Source organism: Bradyrhizobium sp. SEMIA, assembly GCF_014844175.1.
GTDB classification, from domain to species: domain Bacteria; phylum Pseudomonadota; class Alphaproteobacteria; order Rhizobiales; family Xanthobacteraceae; genus Bradyrhizobium; species Bradyrhizobium arachidis.
Map to the genome: position 1 here is coordinate 1,800,981 of NZ_CP046601.1, position 23,008 is coordinate 1,823,988.

Annotated in this window: 23 protein-coding genes and 2 pseudogenes; 12 read left to right on the forward strand and 13 right to left on the reverse strand. The window is 64.2% G+C overall.

Features of this window, described 5'->3' with window-relative positions; genetic code table 11:
* The first annotated feature begins 71 nt into the window (after nt 1-71).
* Nucleotides 72-245, forward strand: coding sequence for a DUF1328 domain-containing protein (locus FOM02_RS08600; RefSeq protein WP_027560239.1), 174 nt, complete (start codon nt 72-74; stop codon nt 243-245).
* Nucleotides 246-295: 50 nt separating this feature from the next.
* On the opposite strand, the gene FOM02_RS08605 is transcribed toward FOM02_RS08600, so the two are convergent.
* Both FOM02_RS08605 and FOM02_RS08610 read right to left on the reverse strand, forming a co-directional pair.
* Nucleotides 296-1,402, reverse strand: a complete 1,107-nt coding sequence (locus FOM02_RS08605; protein ID WP_265441629.1) for an alpha/beta fold hydrolase — start codon at nt 1,400-1,402, stop codon at nt 296-298.
* A gap of 65 nt (nt 1,403-1,467) precedes the next feature.
* On the reverse strand, nt 1,468-1,827 hold the full coding sequence (locus FOM02_RS08610) for a DUF427 domain-containing protein (protein ID WP_027560237.1): 360 nt from the start codon (nt 1,825-1,827) through the stop codon (nt 1,468-1,470).
* Nucleotides 1,828-2,024: 197 nt separating this feature from the next.
* On the opposite strand from FOM02_RS08610, the gene FOM02_RS08615 reads away from it, so the two are divergent.
* Nucleotides 2,025-2,261: a BolA family protein gene (locus FOM02_RS08615; protein WP_011088461.1), complete on the forward strand. Its 237-nt coding sequence runs from the start codon at nt 2,025-2,027 to the stop codon at nt 2,259-2,261.
* 56 nt (nt 2,262-2,317) lie between these two features.
* Entirely contained in the window at nt 2,318-3,511 is a 1,194-nt protein-coding gene (locus tag FOM02_RS08620; protein WP_265441631.1) for a low temperature requirement protein A, read from the forward strand.
* A 181-nt stretch (nt 3,512-3,692) separates the two neighbouring features.
* On the opposite strand, the gene egtD is transcribed toward FOM02_RS08620, so the two are convergent.
* Both egtD and egtB read right to left on the reverse strand, forming a co-directional pair.
* Nucleotides 3,693-4,664, reverse strand: a complete 972-nt coding sequence (gene egtD, locus FOM02_RS08625; RefSeq protein WP_027560235.1) for an L-histidine N(alpha)-methyltransferase — start codon at nt 4,662-4,664, stop codon at nt 3,693-3,695.
* A gap of 49 nt (nt 4,665-4,713) precedes the next feature.
* The gene (egtB, locus tag FOM02_RS08630) at nt 4,714-6,012 is read right to left on the reverse strand and encodes an ergothioneine biosynthesis protein EgtB (RefSeq protein ID WP_265441632.1); all 1,299 of its coding nucleotides are present in this window, start codon (nt 6,010-6,012) and stop codon (nt 4,714-4,716) included.
* Nucleotides 6,013-6,240: 228 nt separating this feature from the next.
* Between egtB and grxD the strand changes: the two genes are divergently transcribed.
* Genes grxD through FOM02_RS08650 form a run of 4 tightly spaced genes read left to right on the forward strand, consistent with a single transcriptional unit; the run spans nt 6,241 to nt 9,719 of the window.
* Complete coding sequence (gene grxD / locus FOM02_RS08635) at nt 6,241-6,567, forward strand: Grx4 family monothiol glutaredoxin (protein WP_027560233.1); 327 nt, start codon at nt 6,241-6,243, stop codon at nt 6,565-6,567.
* 3 nt (nt 6,568-6,570) lie between these two features.
* The gene (locus tag FOM02_RS08640; protein WP_265441633.1) at nt 6,571-7,122 is read left to right on the forward strand and encodes an O-acetyl-ADP-ribose deacetylase; all 552 of its coding nucleotides are present in this window, start codon (nt 6,571-6,573) and stop codon (nt 7,120-7,122) included.
* A 46-nt stretch (nt 7,123-7,168) separates the two neighbouring features.
* Nucleotides 7,169-8,455 (forward strand): serine hydrolase domain-containing protein, encoded by a 1,287-nt coding sequence (locus FOM02_RS08645; RefSeq protein WP_265441634.1) that lies wholly within the window; start codon nt 7,169-7,171, stop codon nt 8,453-8,455.
* Nucleotides 8,436-9,719 carry a serine hydrolase domain-containing protein gene (locus tag FOM02_RS08650; RefSeq protein ID WP_265441635.1) on the forward strand — a complete coding sequence of 428 codons (1,284 nt, stop codon included), beginning with the start codon at nt 8,436-8,438 and terminating at the stop codon, nt 9,717-9,719. Before FOM02_RS08645 ends, FOM02_RS08650 begins: the two co-directional genes overlap by 20 nt.
* A 109-nt stretch (nt 9,720-9,828) precedes the next feature.
* Here FOM02_RS08650 and FOM02_RS08655 read toward each other — a convergent pair whose 3' ends face one another.
* The 6 genes from FOM02_RS08655 to murI form a co-directional block, all read right to left on the reverse strand.
* Nucleotides 9,829-10,896 (reverse strand): threonine aldolase family protein, encoded by a 1,068-nt coding sequence (locus FOM02_RS08655; protein WP_265441636.1) that lies wholly within the window; start codon nt 10,894-10,896, stop codon nt 9,829-9,831.
* A gap of 89 nt (nt 10,897-10,985) precedes the next feature.
* Nucleotides 10,986-11,603 carry a 30S ribosomal protein S4 gene (rpsD, locus tag FOM02_RS08660; protein WP_027560228.1) on the reverse strand — a complete coding sequence of 206 codons (618 nt, stop codon included), beginning with the start codon at nt 11,601-11,603 and terminating at the stop codon, nt 10,986-10,988.
* 296 nt (nt 11,604-11,899) lie between these two features.
* A complete protein-coding gene (locus FOM02_RS08665) occupies nt 11,900-12,667 on the reverse strand; it encodes an acyltransferase (protein ID WP_265441637.1) in 768 nt (255 codons plus the stop codon).
* Nucleotides 12,668-12,773: 106 nt separating this feature from the next.
* Nucleotides 12,774-13,157, reverse strand: a complete 384-nt coding sequence (locus FOM02_RS08670; RefSeq protein WP_027560226.1) for a cupin domain-containing protein — start codon at nt 13,155-13,157, stop codon at nt 12,774-12,776.
* A gap of 71 nt (nt 13,158-13,228) precedes the next feature.
* Nucleotides 13,229-14,002, reverse strand: coding sequence for an HpcH/HpaI aldolase family protein (locus FOM02_RS08675; protein WP_092213505.1), 774 nt, complete (start codon nt 14,000-14,002; stop codon nt 13,229-13,231).
* Nucleotides 14,003-14,063: 61 nt separating this feature from the next.
* Nucleotides 14,064-14,855, reverse strand: coding sequence for a glutamate racemase (gene murI / locus FOM02_RS08680; RefSeq protein WP_265441638.1), 792 nt, complete (start codon nt 14,853-14,855; stop codon nt 14,064-14,066).
* 175 nt (nt 14,856-15,030) lie between these two features.
* Between murI and FOM02_RS08685 the strand changes: the two genes are divergently transcribed.
* On the forward strand, nt 15,031-15,582 hold the full coding sequence (locus tag FOM02_RS08685; protein WP_027560223.1) for a cytochrome b: 552 nt from the start codon (nt 15,031-15,033) through the stop codon (nt 15,580-15,582).
* A 196-nt stretch (nt 15,583-15,778) separates the two neighbouring features.
* Here the strand turns inward: FOM02_RS08685 and groEL are convergent.
* Together groEL and FOM02_RS08695 are read right to left on the reverse strand one after the other, a co-directional pair.
* Nucleotides 15,779-16,684: pseudogene (gene groEL / locus FOM02_RS08690) on the reverse strand (chaperonin GroEL); the annotation flags it as partial.
* Between the two features lie 45 nt (nt 16,685-16,729).
* Nucleotides 16,730-17,044, reverse strand: coding sequence for a co-chaperone GroES (locus FOM02_RS08695; RefSeq protein WP_014494241.1), 315 nt, complete (start codon nt 17,042-17,044; stop codon nt 16,730-16,732).
* Nucleotides 17,045-17,431: 387 nt separating this feature from the next.
* On the opposite strand from FOM02_RS08695, the gene FOM02_RS08700 reads away from it, so the two are divergent.
* From FOM02_RS08700 to FOM02_RS08710, 3 genes are all read left to right on the forward strand, one after another.
* Nucleotides 17,432-17,719: an usg protein gene (locus FOM02_RS08700; protein ID WP_027560138.1), complete on the forward strand. Its 288-nt coding sequence runs from the start codon at nt 17,432-17,434 to the stop codon at nt 17,717-17,719.
* Nucleotides 17,720-18,019: 300 nt separating this feature from the next.
* Nucleotides 18,020-18,559, forward strand: a complete 540-nt coding sequence (locus FOM02_RS08705; RefSeq protein WP_027560137.1) for a cupin domain-containing protein — start codon at nt 18,020-18,022, stop codon at nt 18,557-18,559.
* A gap of 343 nt (nt 18,560-18,902) precedes the next feature.
* On the forward strand, nt 18,903-20,033 hold the full coding sequence (locus FOM02_RS08710; protein ID WP_265441640.1) for a rhomboid family protein: 1,131 nt from the start codon (nt 18,903-18,905) through the stop codon (nt 20,031-20,033).
* A gap of 128 nt (nt 20,034-20,161) precedes the next feature.
* On the opposite strand, the pseudogene FOM02_RS08715 reads toward FOM02_RS08710, so the two are convergent.
* Nucleotides 20,162-21,411 (reverse strand): annotated as a pseudogene (locus FOM02_RS08715) (NupC/NupG family nucleoside CNT transporter).
* Nucleotides 21,412-21,598: 187 nt separating this feature from the next.
* Here FOM02_RS08715 and FOM02_RS08720 point away from each other — a divergent pair.
* On the forward strand, nt 21,599-22,822 hold the full coding sequence (locus FOM02_RS08720) for an MFS transporter (RefSeq protein WP_265442171.1): 1,224 nt from the start codon (nt 21,599-21,601) through the stop codon (nt 22,820-22,822).
* Nucleotides 22,823-23,008: the final 186 nt, after the last annotated feature.

The window sequence follows — 23,008 nt, forward strand, 5'->3', positions numbered from 1 at the left end:
CGCACAGCGAAGTTAGGGTTGCCGGAAGCGTTGAGGGCCGCGAGCAAACGGCACCAGAGTTGGAGCTGCCGATGACGATCCTGAAATGGGCGCTGATCTTCTTACTTGTCTCGATCGTAGCCGGCGTGCTCGGCTTCACCGGCATCTCGGCCGCCTCCGCCGATATCGCCCGCTTCCTGTTCTATATCTTCGTCGTGATCTTCCTGGTGCTGCTGATCCTCGGGCTCACGATCTTCAGGGCGTAGCCGGGCTGACGCGACACCTGACAGGACGTGCCGGCCCTCAGGCCGGCCGTTCAATTTGGCACGAGAGGTCTGACGTAGGCGACCAGTTCCGCCAAGAACTCGTCGGGACGATCGAATGGAATGAAATGACCCCCGCCGCGTACCCGGACGAATTCCTTATGCGGAGCGATGATCTGATTGAAGAGCTGTTCGGCCGGCCCGCTCGGCGTGTTGTAGTCCGCATCGCCCTCAATGAAGACCACCGGGATCGGAAATGCGAGCCCCAGTGCGGCGACGTCGCGCTTGAACATGGGGCCTTCTCGTCCGCGCAGATATTTTGCGGAGAAGGTCATGCCTTTGCGCCAGTTGTACCAGTCGAGCAGCGAGAAATCCGGCATAAATGTGGGTGGGACGGGGCCCGCCAACTGGAAGCTCTCGATCGAGGGCAGCCCCAGTGACTTGCTCCATTTGTCTGCAACCAGTCGGTTCTGTGGCGTAATCTGAGGTCGCGCAACGATTGGCGCCAACTCCGCCAGGGCCTCGCTGTTGCTTGCGGACTGCGCCAACTCTTGCAGATGCGTGATCGCAAGTTCGAATGACTTCTCGAATGTCACCCTGCCGACCACCTGTCCCGTGCCGACATAGGCATAAAACAGATCCGGGCGCTGCTTGACGATGTGAATGCCCAGGAACGAGCCCCAGGAATGCCCGACCAGGACAATCTTGTCCTTGTGTAGATGGTTTCGCAGATACTCGACCAGCTCGATGCCGTCCTGCGTCATTCGCTCCAACGTCATGGTTGGCGCAAGCGCATCTTCTCCAGCGGCGCCATAGGTGCGGCCGGCGCCGCGCTGGTCCCATTGGACAACGGTGAAATGCTTTTCCCAGGGGCGCCACCCCGACGAGATCGGCAAGGTGGAGCCTCCAGGCCCGCCGTGGACGAACAGGAGAACCGGGTTGTCCCGATCCTCGCCGCGGATCTGGATCCATTGCTTGATGCCGCCGATGTCGACGTATGCACCCTCCTGCACGCCGTTCGGCGAGCGGATCGCGAGAGTTTCGGCAGCAAGATGCTGACGATAGGCACGAACACCCAGCCCGGCAGCGGCCACGATAACGAGGACGCCGGCCAATCCCAGCAACGAGACCCCAATCAGTCTTGCGGCCTTGCGCGGCATCGCGTGCCTTGAGTTGACGCGGGGAGGCGATCCGTGTCGTCCCCGGGGTCACAGCACCTATGAGCTTACCCCACTTCCTCGATCTTCACCTTGTCCGGATAGAAGGCGAGATGGCCGGAAATCTCGGTCATCGCGGGGTAGGGCGTCTCATAGGTCCAGATCGCGTTGTCCAGCGTCTCGCCGTTGGCCTTGACGCTGTAATAGCTCGCATCGCCCTTGTAGGGACAGTGCGTGACGCGGTTAGTGCGCTCCAGGAGCGCCATGTTGGCGTCCTCCCGCGGCACATATTGCACTGCCGGATATTTGGCCTCCTTCAGGGTCAGCGCCCTGCTGGTCTCGGCGATCACGATGTCGCCCGCCGTGACGCGGACGCGCCGGGGGTTTTGGGTGATGGTGATGGGGTGGTCGGGCCCTGGAAGCTTCATGATTTCACGCCTTTTCGATCAATCTGCCGCGCGCGGCACTTTGTCGTGCCTTTATCCTGATGGGATGAGGGATATAGTGCCGGAAAGCGTGACGCAGAAGCCCGTTCACGCTAAGTTTGTCCCTGCCGGCGAGGGGACCCCGGCAGCGATTCGACGGTGAGGCTTGATCCAAGCCGAGATTAAGGAGCTAGACCCGAATGCCCATGGACGCCCACGATATCGAGGCGATGATCAAGGCAGCAATCCCCGATGCCGAGGTGACCATCCGAGACCTCGCCGGCGATGGCGACCACTACGCCGCGACCGTGATCTCGGAATCTTTCCGCGGCAAGTCCCGCGTCCAGCAGCACCAGATCGTCTATCAGTCCCTGCGCGGCCAGATGGGCGGCGTGCTGCATGCGCTGGCGCTGCAGACCGGGGTGCCGGGGACTTGACCCGACTGGGCCTGATTGACGAGCACCTGATCTGACCAGCGCGACGGGGGACGACGATGGCTGCGGACAATCCGCGCGGCGCGATGTTTCGCGTCATCGTGCCGAACCAGCACAGCCGCGTCACCAATGCCGAGCTGTTCTTCGACCTCGTCTTCGTGTTTGCGATCACGCAGGTGTCGCACACGCTGCTGCACCATTTCACGCCGCTCGGCGCGGTCGAGGTCACGCTGCTGTTCCTCGCGGTGTGGTGGGTGTGGGTCTACACCGCCTGGGTCACCAACTGGCTCAATCCCGAGCTGACGCCGGTCCGCATCCTGCTCTTTTTGATGATGCTTGGCGGGCTCGTGCTGTCGACGACGATCCCGACCGCCTTCGAGGGGCGGGGCCTGTGGTTCGCGATCGCCTACGCGACCATGCAGGTTGGACGCACCGCGTTCTGGATGTTCGCAACCCCGCGCCACCGCACTGCGGTGCGGCACAATGCGATCCGGATCCTGGTCTGGCTCTGCGGCTCCGCGGTATTCTGGATCCTCGGTGGCCTCGCGCATGGGGAGCAGCGGCTGTGGTTCTGGATCGTGGCGCTCACGATCGAGTACGTCTCGCCGGCGGTCCGCTTCTGGGTGCCGAAGCTGGGCTTCTCGTCGGTCGAGGCCTGGGCCGTCGAGGGCGGCCACATGGCCGAACGCTGCGCCGGCTTCATCATCATCGCGCTCGGTGAAGCCATCGTCGTCAACGGCGCGACCTTTGCCGAGCTGGAGTGGACCGCGGACAATATCCTGGCCTTCGTTGCGGCGCTGGTCGGCAGCATCGCGATGTGGTGGGTCTATTTCCACAAGGGCGCCGAAGCCGGCTCCGAGCGCATCTCGAAATCCGCCGAATCCGGCCGCCTGGCGCGGCTCGCCTATACCTATCTGCACATGCCGATCGTCGCCGGCATCATCCTGACCGCGGTCTCGGACGAGCTGGTGCTGAAGCATCCGACCGGCCATTCCGATCTGCGCACCATCATGAGCACGATCGGCGGTCCCCTGCTGTTCCTGATCGGCACCATCCTGTTCAAGCACTCGATCCGCGGCTTCCTCCAGCTCTCGCACGGCATCGGCATCATCCTGCTGCTGGCGCTATGGTGGTTCGCCGCCGACCTCTCGCCGCTCTGGCTGTCGGTCGCGACCAGCGTGATCATGATCGTGGTCGCGGTTTGGGAGTCGGTGTCGCTGGGGTCGACGGCGGAGGAGGCTGAGGAGCGTTAGAGCGCGGGCGGCCGGAGTGCACGCCTCGTCCTTCGAGACGACCGCTGCGTGGTCTCCTCAGGACGAGGCTAATCAGCATAGGTACCCGTTGAACCTGCTGCCCCGCACTCCGTCCTCATCCTGAGGAGCCCGCCGAAGGCGGGCGTCTCGAAGGATGCGCCGCAAGTGACGGCCGAAGCGTTTACTCCGCGACCTCGAGCGCGTGCACCGAGAACATCTTGGCCGCATCGGTCCAGCTCTCGCGCACGCGCCAGCCGGCGCCGTGCGCCAGCGCCGCGAAGCGCTCGATGCTGTATTTATAACTGTTCTCGGTGTGGATGCTCTCGCCCGGGCGGAAGGAGAAGCTGGTGCCGAGCAGGCGCACGGTCTGGCTCTTCTTGCTGATCAGGTGCATCTCGATGCGGTGCCGCTCGCGATTGTAGATCGCGCGGTGGGTGAAGGCGGAGAGATCGAAATTGCCGCCGAGCTCGCGGTTGATGCGCACGAGCACATTGAGGTTGAAACGCGCGGTGACACCAGCGGCGTCATTATAGGCATCGAAGAGCACGCGCTCGTCCTTCTCGAGATCGGCGCCGATGATCATCTGCGCACCCTTGCCCAGGATCTGGCGGGCACTCTTCAGGAAGGCCTGCGCCTCTTGCGGCTCGAAATTGCCGATGGTCGAGCCCGGGAAGAAGCCGACCTTGGGCATCGACGCGACAGCCTTGGGCAGTTCGAACGGCGTGGTGAAGTCGGCCGCGACGGGATAGATGCCGAGCGCCGGAAAATCCCGCTTCAAGCCGTTGGCCTGCGCCGTCAGGAAGTCGCCGGAGATGTCGACGGGGACATAGGCTGAGAACTTGCAATGGTTGAGCAGCAGGCGCACCTTCGTGGTCGCGCCGGCGCCGAACTCGACCAGCGCCGCGTGCTCCGGAATGATCTTTGCGATCTCGCTGCCGCGCTCCCTCAGGATCGATAGCTCGGTGCGGGTCGGGTAATATTCCGGAAGCTTCGTGATCGCCTCGAACAGCTCCGAGCCGGTCGCGTCGTAGAAATATTTCGGCGACAGCTTTTTCGGCTGCTGCGAGAGGTCCTCGATGGCCTCGCGAGCGAAAGCGGTGGTCTGTTCGTCGGGCAGATGGGCTTCAGCCAAAGCGCTGGCGTGCACATTCATGATACTCTCCTGAACGCGCTGTCCGGCGCGCATTGTCGTCGGATAAGAACTAGTCGTACTGGGCGAGCCGCAGGCCCGTGAACTGCCAGCGGTGGTGCGGATAGAAGAAGTTGCGATAGGTGATACGGCGGTGGCCCTCGGGAGTCGCAAGCGAGGAGCCGCGCAGCACCAGCTGATTGACCATGAACTTGCCGTTATATTCCCCAAGCGCGCCTTCGACGGCGCGATAGCCGGGATAGGGCGAGTACGAAGAACGCGTCCACTGCCAGACGATGCCGAAGGCATCGTTGAGCTGGCCCGTGCGAGCCGCGACTTCCCATTCCATCTCGGTCGGCACGTGCTTGCCGGCCCAGCGCGCGAAGGCATCGGCTTCGTAGTAGCTGATGTGGCAGACCGGCGCGTCCGGATCGACCGGCTTGAGGCCAGCGAGCGTCATCACCTGCCATCCGCCATCGACCTCGCGCCAATGGCCGGGCGCCTGCCAGTCTTCCTTGCTGGCCGCGGCAAAGCCGTCCATGAGCCACAGCGTTGCTTTCGCGTAGCCGCCGTCGCGCATGAAGGCGAGCCATTCGGCATTGGTGACGAGATTGCGGGCGATCCTGACCGGTCCGACGAGGGCCCGATGCGCCGGCTTCTCGTTGTCGAAATGAAAACTGTCGTCGACGTGGCCGACGGTGTGGATGCCTTCGTTCAGCGTCAGCCAGTCCTCGCTGCTGCCGGTCGCGGACGGGAAGCGCCAGTCCGCATCGTAGGCCGGATAGACCGGGTTCTGCGCAAACGCATGCAGGATGTCGGTGAACATCAATTCCTGATGCTGCTGCTCGTGGTTGAGCCCGACCTCGACCAGCGGCGCGACGGAGCGAAGCTTGTCCTCAGCGGCCTCGCGGAAGAATTTGACGACCGCCGCATCGACATGGCGGCGATAGGCGCCGACCTCGTCCGCGCTGGGACGTGTGATGTCGCCGCGATGATTGCGGGCATGACGCGGCCCGGCGCTGACGTAATAGGAATTGAACAGGAAGGCGAAGTCGGGGTGGAAGGGCCGGTAGCCGGCGGCGTGCTCGCCGAGCAGAAACTGCTCCCAGAACCAGGTGGTATGAGCCCGGTGCCATTTCGCCGGGCTCGCATCCGGCATGGACTGGATCTGCTGGTCCTCGGGCGACAGCGGGGCAGCCCGGCGCTCAGTCTCGTTGCGGACGGCAAGATACGCGTCCTGGAGCCGCTGGGCGAGGTTGCCGGGGGCGGAGGACAGTGACGAAAGCGGGGCGGTGGCCGTGGCGGAGGCTGTTTTCGTCACGTTTTTCTCCAGACAGAACAAGAGAACGTTGTTGGCGTTGCCCGGTTCCAAAACCGAGGTTCGTCCTAGATGGGGCCTCCGTTACGGGATAAAAGTCCTCCCCGCCGTTAATATTAGTGTCATCAGCCCATCGGCCCGGGGCGGTCCCGGCCGGCCGTCGCCGCCATTTTACTTTGGATGCACAACGGTTTGGGCTACATATATAGGCAAGGATCGGGTTAGATCGGCTGAGCCGGCCCGAGGGAATCGTTGAGGGCTCCGCCCCAGAAGGACACGGATATGAGCATCGAGGAATTCATCGCCAACGAAGTGAAGTCGAACGACGTGGTTCTGTTCATGAAGGGCACGCCGCAATTTCCGCAGTGCGGTTTCTCCGGCCAGGTCGTCCAGATCCTCGACCACATCGGCGTCGGCTATAAGGGCCTCAACGTTCTCGAATCCGCCGAGCTGCGCAACGGCATTAAGGAATATTCGAACTGGCCGACCATCCCGCAGCTCTATGTGAAGGGCGAGTTCATCGGCGGCTGCGACATCGTCCGCGAGATGTTCCAGGCCGGCGAATTGCAGCAGCTCTTCACCGAGAAGGGCGTCGCTGTCGCGGCCTGAGGCGTGACCGCGCTGACGCGCCGGATTGGCGGCGCGGAGCTCGAGGTCATCGTTGCCGACATCACCACACTCGGCGTTGACGCCATCATCAACGCCGCAAATTCGTCGCTCCTTGGCGGGGGCGGCGTCGATGGTGCGATCCATCGGGCGGCCGGGCCCGAGCTCGTCGCCGAATGCCGCATGCTCCACGGCTGCAAGACCGGCGATGCCAAGATCACCAAGGGCTACCGCCTCAAGGCCGCGCATGTGATCCACACCGTCGGGCCGGTCTGGAATGGCGGCACAATCGGCGAGGATGATTTGCTCGCCTCCTGCTATCGCCGTTCGATGGAGCTGTGCGGCAAGCACGAGCTGACCTCGGTGGCATTCCCCGCGATTTCGACTGGTATTTACCGCTTTCCGGCCGACCGGGCCGCGAAGATCGCGGTCCATACGACCATTGACGCCCTGCCGGCCGCGCCGCTGGTCGGCCGCGTCATATTCTGCTGTTTCTCGGAGGCGAGCGCCGCCCTCCATACGGACGTTTTGGCGCGCTACGCCAGCCCTTGTGCCTGATGGCGCGGCCGGTACACTCCGGCTGGCCATGTTCCGGGGAGGGGATATGATTTCAAAATCTGGATTGCGTGCGCTGGTTTGCAGCGCGCTGGTGTCGTTGAGTGCGACGTCGTTCGCGCGCGCCGAGGGCACTTACGAGATTCCGGCCGGCGCGCACTTCAACCAGGAGAAGCTCGGCAAGATCAGCGACTTCTTCAAGAACGAAGTTGCGACCGGCAAGATCGCCGGCGCAACCGTGCTGATCAAGCAGCACGGCAAGCCGGTCTATCACGAAGCCTTCGGCGTGAAGGATGTGGTCAGCAAAGCGCCGATCACCGACAAGACGATCTTCCGCCTGTTCTCGATGAGCAAGGCGATCACTTCGGTGGTCGCGATGAAAATGCTCGAGGACGGCAAGATCAAGCTTGACGATCCCGTCTCCAAGTACATCCCGTCCTTCGCCAATGTGAAGGTCGGCGTCGAGAAGAAGGCTGACGACGGTACCAAGTCGCTCGAGCTGGTGCCACCGAACCGCCCCATGACGGTGAAGGATCTGATGACGCATACTTCGGGCGTCACCTACGGCTTCTATGGCGACAGCCTGGTCCGCAAGGCCTATCGCGACGCCAAGATCTATGACGGCGATTTCGACCTCGCCGAGTTCGCCGAGCGCATCGCCAAGCTGCCGCTGCACAATCAGCCGGGCGCGCTCTGGCAATACGGCCATTCCACCGACATTCTGGCGCGCGTGATGGAAGTCGCGGCAGGCAAGCCGCTGCTCGATATCGAGCAGGAAACGCTGCTCGGTCCGCTCGGCATGGTCGATACCGGCTTCTTCGTCACCGACCCCGACAAGCAGAAGCTACTGGCGCAGCCGGTGCCGAACGACAGTGATTTCCGGGTTGGCCGGATCAACGATCCGACCGTCGTCAAGAAGATCCTGTTCGCCAGCGGCGGCATGGTCACGACCATGGCCGATTATGAGCGCTTTGCGCGGATGCTGCTCAACGGCGGCAGTCTGGACGGCAAGACCATCCTCAAGCCCGAGACGTTCAAGCTGATGGTGACCGACCAGATCGGGCCGAAATCAGGCGTCGATCGCGACTATTTCTACTTCCCCGGCGATGGTTTCGGCTTCGGCCTTGGGCTCGCGGTCCGCACCGATCCCGGCAACGCAAAGCCGCCGCCGCCCGGCGATCTCGGGGAATTGAAGTGGGACGGCGCCTCCGGCTGCTATTTCGTGATCGACCCCAAGCAGGACATGTTCTTCGTCCTGCTCGAACAGACCCCCACCGAGCGCCAGCGCGTGCAGCGGACATTGAAGCAGTTGGTCTATGAAGCCATGGAGAATTGACAGGTTCGGGCGCCGCACGCTGATTGCGGCGCTCGTTCTTTTGTCGGGTGCAGTCGGTGCGCAGGCGGGCTCGGAGGGGCGTGGCGCACACAATCTGTCGCCCGAACGTTTGGCAAAGGTCTCGGATTACATCCGGAGCGAGATCGCCGCCGGCACGTTTCCAGGCGCGATCCTGCTGCTCCAGCAGCATGGCAAGCCGGTCTATTACGAGAATTTCGGCGTCCGCGACGTTGCGACCGAGCTGTCGATGAGCGCGGACACGATCTTCCGCCTCTATTCGATGTCGAAGCCGATCACATCCGTGATGGCGATGATGCTGGTCGAGGAGGGCAAGCTCTCGCTCGACGATCCCGTCGCCAAGTACATTCCGGCCTTTGGCACGATGAAGGTCGGCGTCGAGACGAAGGCCGAGGACGGCAAGGTTTCGCTGGTGCAGGAGCCGGTGAATCGTCCGGTCACGATCAAGGATTTGATGCGCCACACCTCCGGGCTGCCTTACGGCTATGTCGGGGGTGGCATGGTGCGCGAGCTCTATGCCGAGGCCAATCTCTTCAACAGCAATCTCAGCAATGCCGAGTTCGCCGCGAAGATCGCCACGCTGCCGCTGGTCGAGCAGCCCGGCACGATGTGGGATTACGGCTATTCCACCGACGTGCTCGGCCGCGTCGTCGAGGTGGTCTCGGGGAAGACGCTGCTGCAGTTCGAGAAGGAGCGGCTGCTCGATCCGCTCGGCATGAGCGAGACCGCGTTCTTCGTCGCCGATCCCAAAAAGTTCGCGCGTATTGCCGAGCCGATGCCAGCGGATCGCAACATCAATCCGACGACGCAGGTGCGCGACATCAGGCTGCCGCTGAAATGGGAGTCGGGCGGCGGCGGCATGGTCGGCACGATCGGCGACTACGCCCGTTTCGCGCAGATGCTGCTGAACGGCGGCACGTATGACGGCCGCCGCTATCTCAAGCCCGAGACCATCGCGCTGATGGCGTCGGACCATATCGGGCCCGAGACCAGGATCGGGCACGACCAGAACTATTATCCGGGCGGGACGAGCGGCTTCGGCCTCGGCTTCGCCGTCCGTACTTCGGTGCCATCAGGCACCTCATGGCCGCTCGGCGAATATCGCTGGGACGGCGTCGGCGGCACGTTCTTCTTCATCGATCCCGAGGACGATCTGTTCGGGATCTTCATGGTGCAGACGCCGTCGCAGCGCGGCCGGATTCAGCTGGCGCTGAAGACGCTGATCTATCAGGCGATGGGGCGGTGAGCGCGAGGGTGCTGCCTTGTAGCCCCGGATAGAGCGAAGCGTAATCCGGGATTAGCGCCGACAGAAAGACTGCCCCGGATTTCGCTGCGCTCCATCCGGGCTACGGGACTCATGCACCGCGCACGATCTCGCGCACATACCCGATCGTCTCCTCGACCTGGCTCGCATTGACGTCGAGATGGGTGCAGGCGCGGATGCGGCCGTCCATCATCGCGAGCGTGACGCCGCGCTGGCGCAGCGCCGCGACCATCTTGTCGCCGGCAACGCCGGCGCCGTCCGGCCTGAAGAACACGAGATTGGTCTCGGGCTCCTGCACCTCGATGCCTGATATCTGCGACAGACCGCGGGCAAGCGCGCGCGCATTGGCGTGGTCGTCGGCGAGGCGGTCGACGTGATGGTCGAGCGCGTAGATGCAGGCGGCGGCGCAAACGCCGGCCTGCCGCATCGAGCCGCCGAGGCGCTGCTTCCACTGCCAGACCGCGTCGATGAAGGCGCGCGTGCCTGCGAGCACGCCGCCGATCGGCGCACCGAGGCCCTTGGAGAAATCGATCCAGGCCGAATCCCAGCCCGCGGTCATGTCGCGTGGGGAGATGCCGCTCGCGACGGTGGCGTTGAGGAGGCGCGCGCCGTCCATGTGGGTGACGAGGCCGTGCTGTTTCGCGATCGCGACGATCTCGTCGAGCGCGGCCTTCTTCCAGATCGTGCCGCCGCCGATATTGGCGGTCTGCTCGACGCTGACGACGGTCTGTGGCGGCTGGTAGCGTGTGCGCGGATGCAGCGCCTTGCGAAAGGTCTCCGGCGTGAACTGGCCGTCGGGCCCCTTGAGCTGCGTCACTTGAAAACCGCCGATCGCGGCATGCGCGCCGCCTTCGCGGGCGATGATGTGCGCGGTCTCATGCGCCAGAATCTCGTCGCCGGGACGGCAATGCACCAGCGTCGCGGTGACGTTGCACATTGTGCCCGAGGGCATGTAGACCGCCGCTTCCTTGCCGAGCAGATCCGCAACGCGCTCGCACAGCGCATTCACGGTCGGATCGTCGCCGACCTGCTCGTCACCGACCTCCGCCCGCGCCATCGCCTCGCGCATCGCAGCCGTCGGCTTGGTCTGCGTATCCGAGAGCAGATTGATGCGCACCGGCGGCGCCTTGGGATCGATCGGGGGAGGGGTGTAGACCATGCGACGCCTCCTGAAGGCATAACGGCCACTGAAGTGTGGCTCTTAAGCAAAAAGGCCCCGGCGAACCGGGGCCTTTCGATATTCAGATCTTAGCGCGAATAGAATTCGACGACCAGATGCGGCTCCATCTGCACCGGGAACGGCACGTCGGAGAGGCCGGGGATGCGCACATACTTGGCGGTCATCTTGCCGTGGTCGACTTCGAGATAGTCGGGGACCTCGCGCTCGGGCAGCTGGCTGGCTTCGAGCACGTGGGTGAGCTGCTTGGAGGCTTCCTTGACCTCGATCACGTCGCCGACCTTGAGCTGGTAGCTCGAGATGTTGACCTTGCGGCCGTTCACCTTGACGTGGCCGTGGTTGATGAACTGGCGGGCGGCGAAGATCGTGGAGACGAACTTGGCGCGGTACACGACCGCGTCGAGACGACGCTCGAGGAGGCCGATCAGGTTCTCGCCGGTGTCACCCTTGAGGCGGCTCGCCTCGACATAGATGCCGTGGAACTGGCGCTCGCTGATGTTGGCGTAGTAGCCCTTCAGCTTCTGCTTGGCGCGCAGCTGCACGCCGAAGTCCGAGAGCTTGCCCTTGCGGCGCTGGCCGTGCTGGCCGGGGCCGTATTCGCGGCGGTTAACGGGGCTCTTCGGGCGGCCCCAGATGTTCTGGCCCATACGGCGATCGATCTTGTACTTCGCCTCACTGCGCTTAGTCATCGCGTCCTCTTCGGTTGCATGGTTTGAGGAAACGCGCCCTCCTGTGTGACGGGATGATCCCGGCACCGACAGGTCCGATCCCCAAAGCTAGAGGGAGCCGACCACGGGTCGCGAAACGCTTCGCGGGCCGAAATCGGCCCGCGAGCAGGCGGCTTTTAGGGGAGTTCGGGGTTCGCTGTCAATTCTTTAGCCCGTCATTCCGGGGCGCTCGTAGAGCGAACTATGGTGCGCAATTGCGCACCTGGGAATCTCGAGGTTCCGAGTTCGGCTCTGCGAGCCGCCCCGGAACGACGTACCTATGTCCCGACCGCCCGGATCGGCTTTGGCCCGGCCGTCCGTAATTCGGCAGCGATTTCAGTGTTTAGGACCTGTTCCAGCCGGGTCAGGACCCGGGCGACGGGGGCCGCGTCGGTCACCCGGTGGTCCCAGCGGATCACGACATGGATGGTCTGGTCGCCCTCGACCACCCCATAGCTGACGATGAAGGGGCCGGGCGTGATCGGGTGGAGCTCGCCGCCGCCATAGGCGGCCACCGAGCTCACGGCGAAGCTGCCGAACCAGTTGCCGCGCTGCCGGCCGAAATTGAGGCCCACGGCCCAGCACAGCCGCCGCAATGGCAGCGGTAGGCGGGTGGCGCGCATGATCTTGCGGAACATCGGAACATCGTCGACCGGGGCCGTCTTGGCGCGCCGGATCTCGGCATCGACCGCCGCCAGCGTCATGGCCTCGGGAGCCGCGATCCGCTGCGGCATCACGCATTCCTCGCCGTCATCGGCCCGGGCGATCGCCACCGACGCAACGCTATGAGGGAGCTCGTAGAGCGTCGGCCGGGGCCATTTGGCATAGACGGTGCGCAGGACCGGCTCGTTCCTGGCGACCAGGGCAAAGGCTTTCACGAACATCGCGGCCCAGCCGGCGGGCGCCATCGCCCCCGCGCGGGCCTCCAGCAGGGGGCGGACATTGAGCGAACGGGAGAGCGAGACGAACGGCACGTCCATCGAGGCGTGCATGAGGTCGCAAATCAGGCGGCGCCGCAGCGAAATGGTCTTGGGCGTCCCGCGCATCGGCTCTTTCGGTTCCCGTGGATGAAAATTTGGGCGGCGGGCGGGGTCCCGCTCGCCGCCTGCTCTAGCACGAACCAACCCGCTCGGGAGCAGTCGGTTCGCCGCATCAGGGCGCCGGCGAGGCCAACGGCTTGGTCTTGTCGACGACGTAAACTCCAAGCACTTTCATGGACTTATCGCCATGAGCCTTGGCGTCGTGCACGACGCCTGCCGGGATCTGGTAGGAATCGCCGGCTTTCAGGGTCTTGTCCGGCTGACCATCGATGAGGAGGGTCAACTCGCCTTCGAGCACGTAGCCGGTCTCGATCCCCGGATGGGTATGGCGTCCGGCCGCGCCGCCCGCCGGGACTTCCGCGATCGCGGTGATGGTGTTGTAGCCGTCTGGAAATTCCACCTTCTGGAGCGGGGTGCGCTTGATGCCGGGCTGCTGGGCAAAGGCCGCAAAGGCAAGGCCTGCGAAGGACAGAGCGAGCAAAGTCTTCTTGAGCATGGTTGTTTTTCCTCCCTGGAGCCGCCGACCCTAGCAGCGCGGCAGTTCCCGGCAAGGTGGTAATCGGCTGCTCAGCGCCTGATCCCGTCGAACGCCGCCATGATGCCGCGCTGGAAGAGGGACCAGTCGAAGCCGAGCGCGATCGCGCGGTAGCCGCGGTCGATCAGCTCGTTGGCCTGGTCGGCGGTGCGGGCGACGCCGCCGATCGGCACGCCGCTTCTGAGGATGCCAGCTTCCGCGCGGGCGACCAGCTCCAGCAATTCCGGATCGTCCATCCGGCCGCGCTTGTTGATGGAGGTGGCGAGATCGCCGGGCCCGATCACGGCGACGTCGATGCCGGGCGTCGCCATGATCTCGTCGATGCGGTTGACGGCATCGACATGCTCGATGGTGACCATGCAGATCATCTCGTCGTCGGCAGAAGCCATATAATCAGGCATCGACTGGCCCCAGCGGAACGGTGCGTGGAATGGACCCCAGAGCCGATCGCCGCGCGGCGGGTAGCGTACGCTACGCACCGCCTTCTCGGCCTCGTCGCGATTGGTGATCATCGGGAAATTGATGCCGAAGGCGCCGATGTCCATCGGCGCTTTCGCAAGCCACGGCTCGTTCGCCGCAATCCGCACCAGGGGCGTGCACGGCGTGCCTGTCGTCGCCGCGATCATCGCATGCGCTTCGGTGAGGCCGATCGGGCCGTGCTCGAGATCGACGATGATCCAGTCGAGCGAGCGCGCCATGATCTGCACCATCTGCACACTGGGGATGGTCGCGATCGCGCCGAAGGCGGGACGGCCCTCGCTCCACAATTGGCGGAGGCGATTGAGCGGCTTTGCGGGGACCGGCATGGGATGACCTGCGCAGAGATGACGACGGCAAAGCCTAGCAGCGCGCCGTGTCTGCGAAAAGTCAGGCCACCGCGCGCCCGCCGAAGAACGGCGTCAAGGTTGCGGAAAGGCCATGCACGCGGTTCGAGGTGAAGATCATCTCGGCGCCGGACTGCGCGATGCCGCTGACGCTCGCGCCGAGAAGGTCGGAGACTCGGCGGGCAATGGCGGGGGCCGGGTCGATCCAGTCGACGGGCCAGGGCGCGAGCTTCTTCAGCCGGTCGAGCAACAGCGGGTAATGGGTGCATGCGAGCACGACCGTATCGGTGCGCGCGCCCGCCTCCTCGCCGACGAAGCAGGGCGCGAGCTCGGCGCGGATGGCGTCGTCACTGATCGGATGACCGCTCAGCTCGGCTTCGGCTAGCGAAGCGAGTTCGGGCGAGCCGACCAGCGTCACCTCGCAGCCTTGCGCGAAATCGCGGATCAGCGCCTTGGTGTATTCGCGCTTCACGGTGCCCTTGGTGCCGAGCACCGAGACGCGGCGGGTCTTCGACTGCGCGCAGGCCGGCTTGATCGCCGGCACGGTGCCGACGAAGGGCAGGGAATAAGCGGCGCGCAAATGCGATAGGACCAGGGTGGACGCCGTGTTGCAGGCGATGACGACGAGGTCAGGATCATGGGTGCCGATCAGCTCCCCCATCAGCGGCACGACGCGGGCGACGAGCTCGTCCTCGCTGTGGTGGCCGTAGGGGAAGAAGGCGTCGTCGGCGACGTAGACGTAATGCGCGTCCGGGCGCGCGGCCACGACCTCACGCAGCACCGTGAGCCCGCCAAGGCCGGAATCGAACACCAGGATCGTCGAGGAATTGGTCACAGCTTTACCCTAGCCCGCCATGGTTACCATTCGGTTTTTGGGGCGGTTTTGCGGCGGGCCGCCTGCGCCGGCAATTTGGAACGATTCAATTTCGCGTTTGCCGCATTGTCCCGCTATCAGGCAGCGATATTGCACTGCGGATCGGGGGCATATCCGCAAAATTCCGGGGGCTGACATGATCAGAAACACAAATGCCGGCTGGGGCAGCGTTTCCCGGTGGCTGCACTGGATCCTGGCGCTGGCCATCGTCGGCATGATCGGCTTCGGCTGGTGGATGAACCACATCCCGGCGCGGCCGGACCGCTTCTTCTATCGCTCGATCCATGCCGACATCGGCTATGTGATCCTGCTGCTCACGCTGCTGCGCCTGGTCTGGCGCGTCATCAACCCGACGCCGACACTGCCGGCCGACAGCCAGCCCTGGCAGAAGCTCGCCGCCCGCATCAGCCACGGCGCGCTCTATCTCGCCGTGATCGTCGTCATCATGCTCGGCTGGGCGCATTCCGGCGCGCACTCGCCGGACTATTCGGACTTCTTCGGCCTGTTTCACGTGCCGCAATTCACCACGCCGGATCGTACGGCGGCGAACGCCTATGAGGACCGCCACATCCTGTTTGCCTATGTGCTGCTCGCGCTGATCACGCTTCACGTGGTCGCCGCCCTCTGGCACCACTTCATCCGCCGCGACCGCGTCGTAGCGCGGATGGTGGCGGACGAGGCGAGGTAGGGCGGGCATAGTGTGTGCTCAATCCGTCATCCCTGCGCAACCGCGAAGCGGATGTCGCTGGAGGTGCGAGACGTGGGACGCAGAGCGTCCCATGGGGAGCCTCGAAGGATGAGCGGCCACCGCTGCAGCCGCGCAGAGAGAGCCGGGCCGTCGCCCTTCGAGGGCCGCTGAAGAAGCGGCCACCTCAGGGTGACGCCGAGATCGCCTGGCCGCCGGTCAGGATCGCGATGTCCTGCAGCATGGCCTTGCGACGATCGCCGAAGCCCGGAGCCTTGACGGCCGCGACCTTCAGGCCGCCACGCAGGCGGTTCACGACCAGGGTCGCGAGCGCTTCACCCTCGACGTCCTCGGCGACGATGACCAGCGGCTTGCCGGTCTGCACCACGGCCTCGAGCAGCGGCAGCAGCTCGTTCAGCGAGGAGAGCTTCTTCTCGTTGATGAGGATGTAGGCGTCGTCCATCTCAACGCGCATCTTGTCGGCGTTGGTGACGAAGTAGGGCGAGATGTAGCCGCGGTCGAACTGCATGCCCTCGACGACATCGAGCTCGGTCTCGAGCGACTTGGCTTCCTCGACGGTGATGACACCCTCGTTGCCGACCTTCTTCATGGCGTCGGAGAGGAACTTGCCGATCTCCTGGTCGCCGTTGGCCGAGATGGTGCCGACCTGGGCGATCTCCTCGTTCGAGGTGACCTTCTTGGAGTTCTTCTGGAGGTCCGCAACGACGGCCTCGACCGCGAGGTCGATACCACGCTTGAGGTCCATCGGGTTCATGCCGGCGGCGACCGACTTCGCGCCTTCCTTCACGATCGCCTGGGCCAGCACGGTGGCGGTGGTGGTGCCGTCGCCGGCCGCGTCAGCGGACTTGGAGGCGACTTCGCGCACCATCTGGGCGCCCATGTTCTCGAACTTGTCGTCGAGCTCGATCTCCTTGGCGACGGTGACGCCGTCCTTGGTGATGCGGGGAGCGCCGAACGACTTGTCGAGCACGACGTTGCGGCCCTTCGGACCGAGCGTGACCTTCACCGCGTTGGCGAGAACGTCGACGCCGCGCAGCATCTTGTCGCGCGCTTCAACCGAGAATTTGACTTCTTTGGCTGCCATCTGGAATTTTCCTTGAGGATGTTGACTGGAGGGAGAGAGGGGCTCTTAGGCCGCCTTCTTCTTGGAAGCGGGGACGTCGAGGACGCCCATGATGTCGCTTTCCTTCATGATCAGCAGGTCTACGCCGTCGATCTTGACTTCGGTGCCGGACCACTTGCCGAACAGCACGCGGTCGCCGACCTTCAGGTCGATCGGGATCAGCTTGCCGGCTTCGTCGCGGCCACCCGGGCCAACGGCGACGACTTCGCCCTGGGAGGGCTTTTCCTTGGCAGTGTCGGGAATGATGATGCCGCCTGCGGTCTTCTCTTCTGCGTCGATGCGCTTGACCACGACGCGGTCGTGAAGCGGACGGAATTTCATGCAGTCCTCCTAAACATTTGCACGAGTTGAGGATTTTGAGATTGTTAGCAATCGTTGCCCGCGAGTGCTAGCACGGGCGAGGCTGAAATAGGACAGGAATTTTGCGGGGGCAAGGGCTTCTAGCAGAAAAATCGGCACTCAGAAGGCCCAAGTGCCAGAATCTCTTTACCATCGTTAACGAACGCGAGGGCCTCGTGGAGGCCGTATTAGCACGGGGGCGCATCTGCTGCTAACGCTTTGAATTTCAACAGCTTGTTAAACTTTTGGGCTTGAGATGGATTGTCAGTTTGCGTCACATTTCTCTCATGTGAGCGCATCGTTTCCGGGTGGCTCCCGGGGCACCGATCAAGCCACTCCCCGAATGCGCTCCTGCAAAGGAGGTTTGGCATGGGACTGCGCGTTGGGGGCGTTTCCGAGGATTTCCGGAAACAGATGCTGGGTTACGGGCTGACGACGGCACAAATTCTCTACCGGATGCCGGATCACCCGTCGCTGCTGCAGACCTATGTCTGGCAGAACTACGACATGTTTCCGAAATTTCCGGCGCTGACCGACTTCCTGGCCTTCTGGCAGGAGAAGCTCGATGGCCCGCTGCATTCGGTCACGGTCGCCCATTCCAAGCTGATCAAGCCCGCCGAGCTGCGCGCCGTGGACGGCGTGTTCCGGCTGCATTGAGGCGAACACCGGTCGCGTAGGGTGGGCAAAGGCGCGCTCTTCGCGCGCCGTGCCCACCATCTCTCTCCGAACACGCGCGGAACGTGGGCACGCTTCCGCCGTCGCTCTTCGAGCTATGGCAGACAAGTCGCTTTGCCCACCCTACGATATTCGCGTTGGAGCTGCGTAGGATGGGTAGAGCGAAGCGAAACCCATCGCCTTGGCAGGCCGAGAGATGATGGGTTTCGCAAGAGCTCTACCCATCCTACGGACCTTCGTTCTGTGCTAGCCTCCGCCCATAACAACAACGGGAGGCGGCCCATGGCCAAGAAATCAAGCAAGAAAGCAAAATCGCGCAGCGCTGCGCAGACCGCGATCAAGAAGCGGAGCGGCACCAAGGCTGCAGCGCGATCCACGGCGCGCAAGGCAGTGAAGGCGAAGGCCCGCACGGCGGCTCCGAAAAAGCCTGCCCGCCCCAAGCAGCGCATCGCCATCAGCCATCACCGCGAGGAGGATTTCAAAGCCGACGGCCTGCGCACCTACGCCAAATACCGTGACCTCGGCATTTCAGATGCGACCCACGGCCTCGCGCAGGCCCATGTGATCCGCCTGCAGGGTCCCTGCAATCCGGACGAGGTCTCGAAGCTGCACTTCCACGACGTCGAATTCCAGATGGTCTACGTGCTCAAGGGCTGGGTGAAGACCTACATGGACGGCCAGGGCGAGAGCCTGATGAAGGAAGGCAGCGCCTGGACCCAGCCGCCGAAGATCAAGCACATGATCCTGGATTATTCGGACGATGTGGAGCTGCTGGAGGTGATCTTGCCGGCAGAGTTCAAGACGGTGGAGCTGAAGGCGTAGGCACGCTCTCTCAGCCGTCATTCCGGGGCGCGCGCAGCGCGAGAATCCATTTCACCGCGTGTGCTGCCGCCTGATGGATTCCGGGCTCGCGACTTCGTCGCGCCCCGGAATGACAGCGCGCGATAATCCCTAAAATCCACGCGATCCGAGAAACCGGACCGTTACTAGTTGAAAGGTTCCAGCCACCTGCAGCGCTGGTGGTAACCAGTCGAGAATATTCCTCGCGTCAACTCAGGGCTGTGAACATGCAGGACATGCTTTCATGGCGACCAACACTTTTGGCCGACGCGGCGTCGTGGCGCCACCACCAAGTGGATCGTTTCAACGCGCATCGCTTCAACCCGTGGCCGCGCCGATCGCGCCTCGGCCATTGCCCAGCGAGGGGACGTTCTTTGCCGACAACAAGCTGCTGGCCGATATCCCCTTCCTCACCATTGGCCTGATCTTCGGTCTGCTGCTGATCTTCGCCCTGCAACGCAGTCTGGCCATCGACGTTGCGCGCGACGGCTCACTCGATGTCCGCTCGCTGATCGCTTACGGCGCGACCAGCTACGATCTGGTTGTTGGAAGGGGAGAGTGGTGGCGGATTGGCCTTGCGCCGCTTCTGCACGGCAGCGATTGGCACCTCATCGGCAACTGCATTGCGCTGTTCATCGTCGGCGTCAGGCTGGAGCCTCTGATCGGCCGTGGCTGGTTTGCGCTGATCTTTGTTGCCAGTGCGCTGGTCGGCGAGGCGGGGTCGCTCCTCGGCAATGCGCCCGGCCAGCCAGGCGTCGGTGCGTCCGGCGCCATTACCGGGCTCATCGCCGCGCTGTTCGTCTCGAGCTTCGATCCGGAAGCGGACGCCGATCAGACGATATCGCGACTGAAGACGTCGCTCTTCTTCGGCGTTCCCGCGCTGCTGCCGCTTGCCTTTGGCGCCTCTGGCAATGTCGACTATTTTGCCCATGCAGGTGGTGCGCTGGCCGGCGGTGTGCTGGCCATCATGCCGTGGCTTCTCTTCCGTTCCTATGACAGCCTGCCGCGGAGCGCGAGCATGACGTTACTCGCAGGATGCGTCGGATCTCTGATCTGCGCCGGCTTCGCCGCTGCTCATTATGCGTCCTACATGGCCGACGCCAGGCAGTATGTCCGAATATCGGAATACCCGGACAAGGGTACCAAGGTGGCTGACCGGTCCTTCGATCTGGTCACGCGCTACCCGAAAGACCCGCGGGCACATTTTTTCCGTGCGGTCTATTTCCTGGAGCAGGAGAATCTCGGTGCCGCCGAGGCGGAAGTGCGGGCCGCCATGTCGCTCGCAGCCTCGGATGTGGCGGGCGGGCCGGTGCGCTCCGGGGCGCAGGGCTTGATGGCGGTGTTGCTGATGGTGCAGGGACGGACCAGCGAGGCGAAGGCAATGGCGGCCGAGCCGTGCGGTGCCAAGATGGCCGACGTGCGTCGCATCTTGCAGAAGCACAAATTGTGCGGTTGAGCGGGAGTTTGCTGTCATTCCGGGGCGCGACGAAGTCGCGAGCCCGGAATCCATCAGGCGGCAATGCGTGTCGCGAGATGGATTCCGGGCTCGCGCTATGCGCGCCCCGGAATGACGAGTGGAGAGAGCTAGCTCAGCACCCCCACCACCGCCCCCATCAGACACGTCGTCAGCGTGCCTGATACGATCGATTTCAGTCCGAGCGCATTGATCTCCTCGCGCCGCTCCGGCGCCATCACGCCCAAGCCGCCGATCATGATGCCGAGGCTGGCGAAATTGGCAAAGCCGCACATCGCGTAGAGCATGATCAGGCGCGAGCGCGGATCGAGCGCATCGGCTGGCAGTTTTGACAGATCGACATAGGCGATCAGTTCGTTGAGCACGGTTTTGGTGCCCATCAGGCTGCCGGCGGTGATCGCCTGGTCCCACGGCAGCCCCATCAGCCAGCACACCGGCGCCATCACGAGGCCCAGCAGACGCTGCAGCGAGATCGCGGCGCCGCCGATATCAGGCAGCAATCCGAGCGCGGCGTTGACGAGATAGACCAGCGCCACCAGCACCAGCAGCATCGCGACGATGTTGAGCAGCAGCTCGAGGCCGGCGGTGGTGCCCTTCACGATCGCGTCCATCGTGCTGGCGACGTCCATGTCGGGATCCTCGAGCGCGCCGCCGGTGCGCCTGTCACTTGTCTCCGGCACCATGATCAGGCTGACGAGGATCGCGGCGGGTGCGCCCAGCACCGAGGCGATGACGAAATGGGCGGCTGCGTCGGGGATGAGCGGCGCCAGCAGCGTCGCATAGAGCACCAGCACCGTGCCGGCGATCCCGGCCATGCCGCCGGTCATCACCAGGAACAATTCGCTGCGCGTCATCTGCTTCAGGTACGGCCGCACGAACAGCGGCGCCTCGACCATGCCGAGGAAGATGTTGGCGGCGGTCGACAGGCCTACCGCGCCGCCGACCCCTAACGTGCGCTCCAGCAGCCAGGCCATGCCGCGCACGACCGGAGGCAGCACGCGCCAATAGAACAGCAGCGTCGTCAGCGCGCTCATCACCAGCACGATCGGCAGCGCCTGGAAAGCCAGGATGAAATCGGCCCCCGGGACCTTGAGGTCGAAGGGCAGGGTGCCGCCGCCGACATAGCCGAACACGAAGGCGGAGCCGGCGCGCGAGGCCGCCGAGATCGCGCCGACCGCGTCGTTGATGGCGCCGAAGGCGTGCGCGACGACAGGCAGCTTCAACAGCACGAGCGCGGTGAAGAAGGTCACGACAAGGCTGATCGCGGCCTGCCGCAGCGAGACGCGCGCCGATTCTCCGCCAACGCATAGGCGAGCAGCAGCAATGCGAAAATGCCGAGTGCCGATTGCAGCCGCAGCATGATGTCCCCAAACCCTCAATGATTATGGCCGCGCTTACGTTGCAAACGCAATGCCGGAAGGACACCGGAGCCGCCCGCTGTTGACAAGCCCGTCCGCGTCAGCCACGCGGGGCATCGTCAATATCAGGCGCGGATGGTCCGGAAGGTGAGCCAAAAGGCAAGTGAAGCGCTTAGCGAAGCGCAGCCGGTGACGGCCAGTCCGCCGGTGACGGCCGGCCAGCTCCTCGCCCACCGCGCCTTCCTGTTCTTCCTGCTGTCGCGCAGCCTGTCGCGATTCTCCAGCCAGATCGCGGCGGTCGCGATCGGCTGGCAGATCTACGATCTCACCGGCTCGGCGTTCGATCTCGGCATGGTCGGCCTGGTGCAGTTCCTCCCCACAGGCCTGCTGGTGTTCGTCGCCGGCCACGCCGCCGACCGTTTCGAGCGCAAGCGCGTGGTCCAGCTCTGCCAGCTGGTGGAAGCTGCGACCGCGCTCTATCTCGCAATCATCACTTATCTCGGCGCGGTCGGCGAGGTGCAGATCTTCGTTGCGACCTTCGTGCTCGGCATCGCCGGCGCCTTCGAGAGCCCGACCACCGCGGCGCTGCTGCCGCTGATCGCGCCACAGGGCTCGCTCCAGCGTGCCACCGCCGTGTCCAGCGGCGCGGCGCAGGTCGCGACCATCACCGGTCCCGCGCTCGGCGGCTTTGCCTACGCCATCGCGCCGCATCTGGCCTATGCCGTCATGGTGCTGTTCTGGATTCTCGGGATGATCCTGACCGGCTTCATCCGGCCGCGTCCGCAGGCGATCGCCAAGGACATGGACGATGCCGACAATATCTTCGCCGGCGTCCGCTTCATCCGCAGCAATCCGGCGATCCTCGGCACCATCTCGCTCGATCTGTTCGCGGTGCTGTTCGGCGGCGTTGTCGCGCTGCTGCCGATCTATGCCCGCGACATCCTCCAGACCGGCCCAGTGGGGTTAGGGGTGCTGCGCGCCGCGCCCGCGGTCGGCGCGCTGTTGATGACGGTGGTGCTGGCGCGTCACGCCATCTCGCGGCATGTGGGCCTGCGCATGTTCCAGGCCGTGATCGTGTTCGGCCTCGCCACTATCGTGTTCGCGCTGTCGTCCTGGATGTGGCTGTCGGTGCTCTCGCTCGCCGTCTTGGGCGCGGCCGACACGATCAGCGTCGTGATCCGCTTCTCGCTGGTGCAGCTCGCCACCCCCGACGAGATGCGCGGCCGCGTCGGTGCGGTGAATTTCCTGTTCATCAACGCCTCGAACCAGCTCGGCCAGTTCGAGAGCGGCCTGACGGCGGCTCTGTTCGGCGCCATGCCCGCGGCCGTGCTGGGCGGCGTCTGCACCGTCGCGGTCGCGCTGCTGTGGATGAAGCTGTTCCCCAGCCTCCGTCAGGTGGAGAGCCTGGAGTAGGGCCACCGCTCTCTCCGCGTCATTGCGAGGAGCGAAGCGACGAAGCAATCCAGAATCCCTCCGCGGAAAGACCCTGGATTGCTTCGCTGCGCTCGCAATGACAATTGCGGAGGCGGCGCGGAGCTTTAGTCGACGTCACCCCCACAGTAAGCGCCCCTTGACGCCTACTGTGCATGGGGTTGTTTT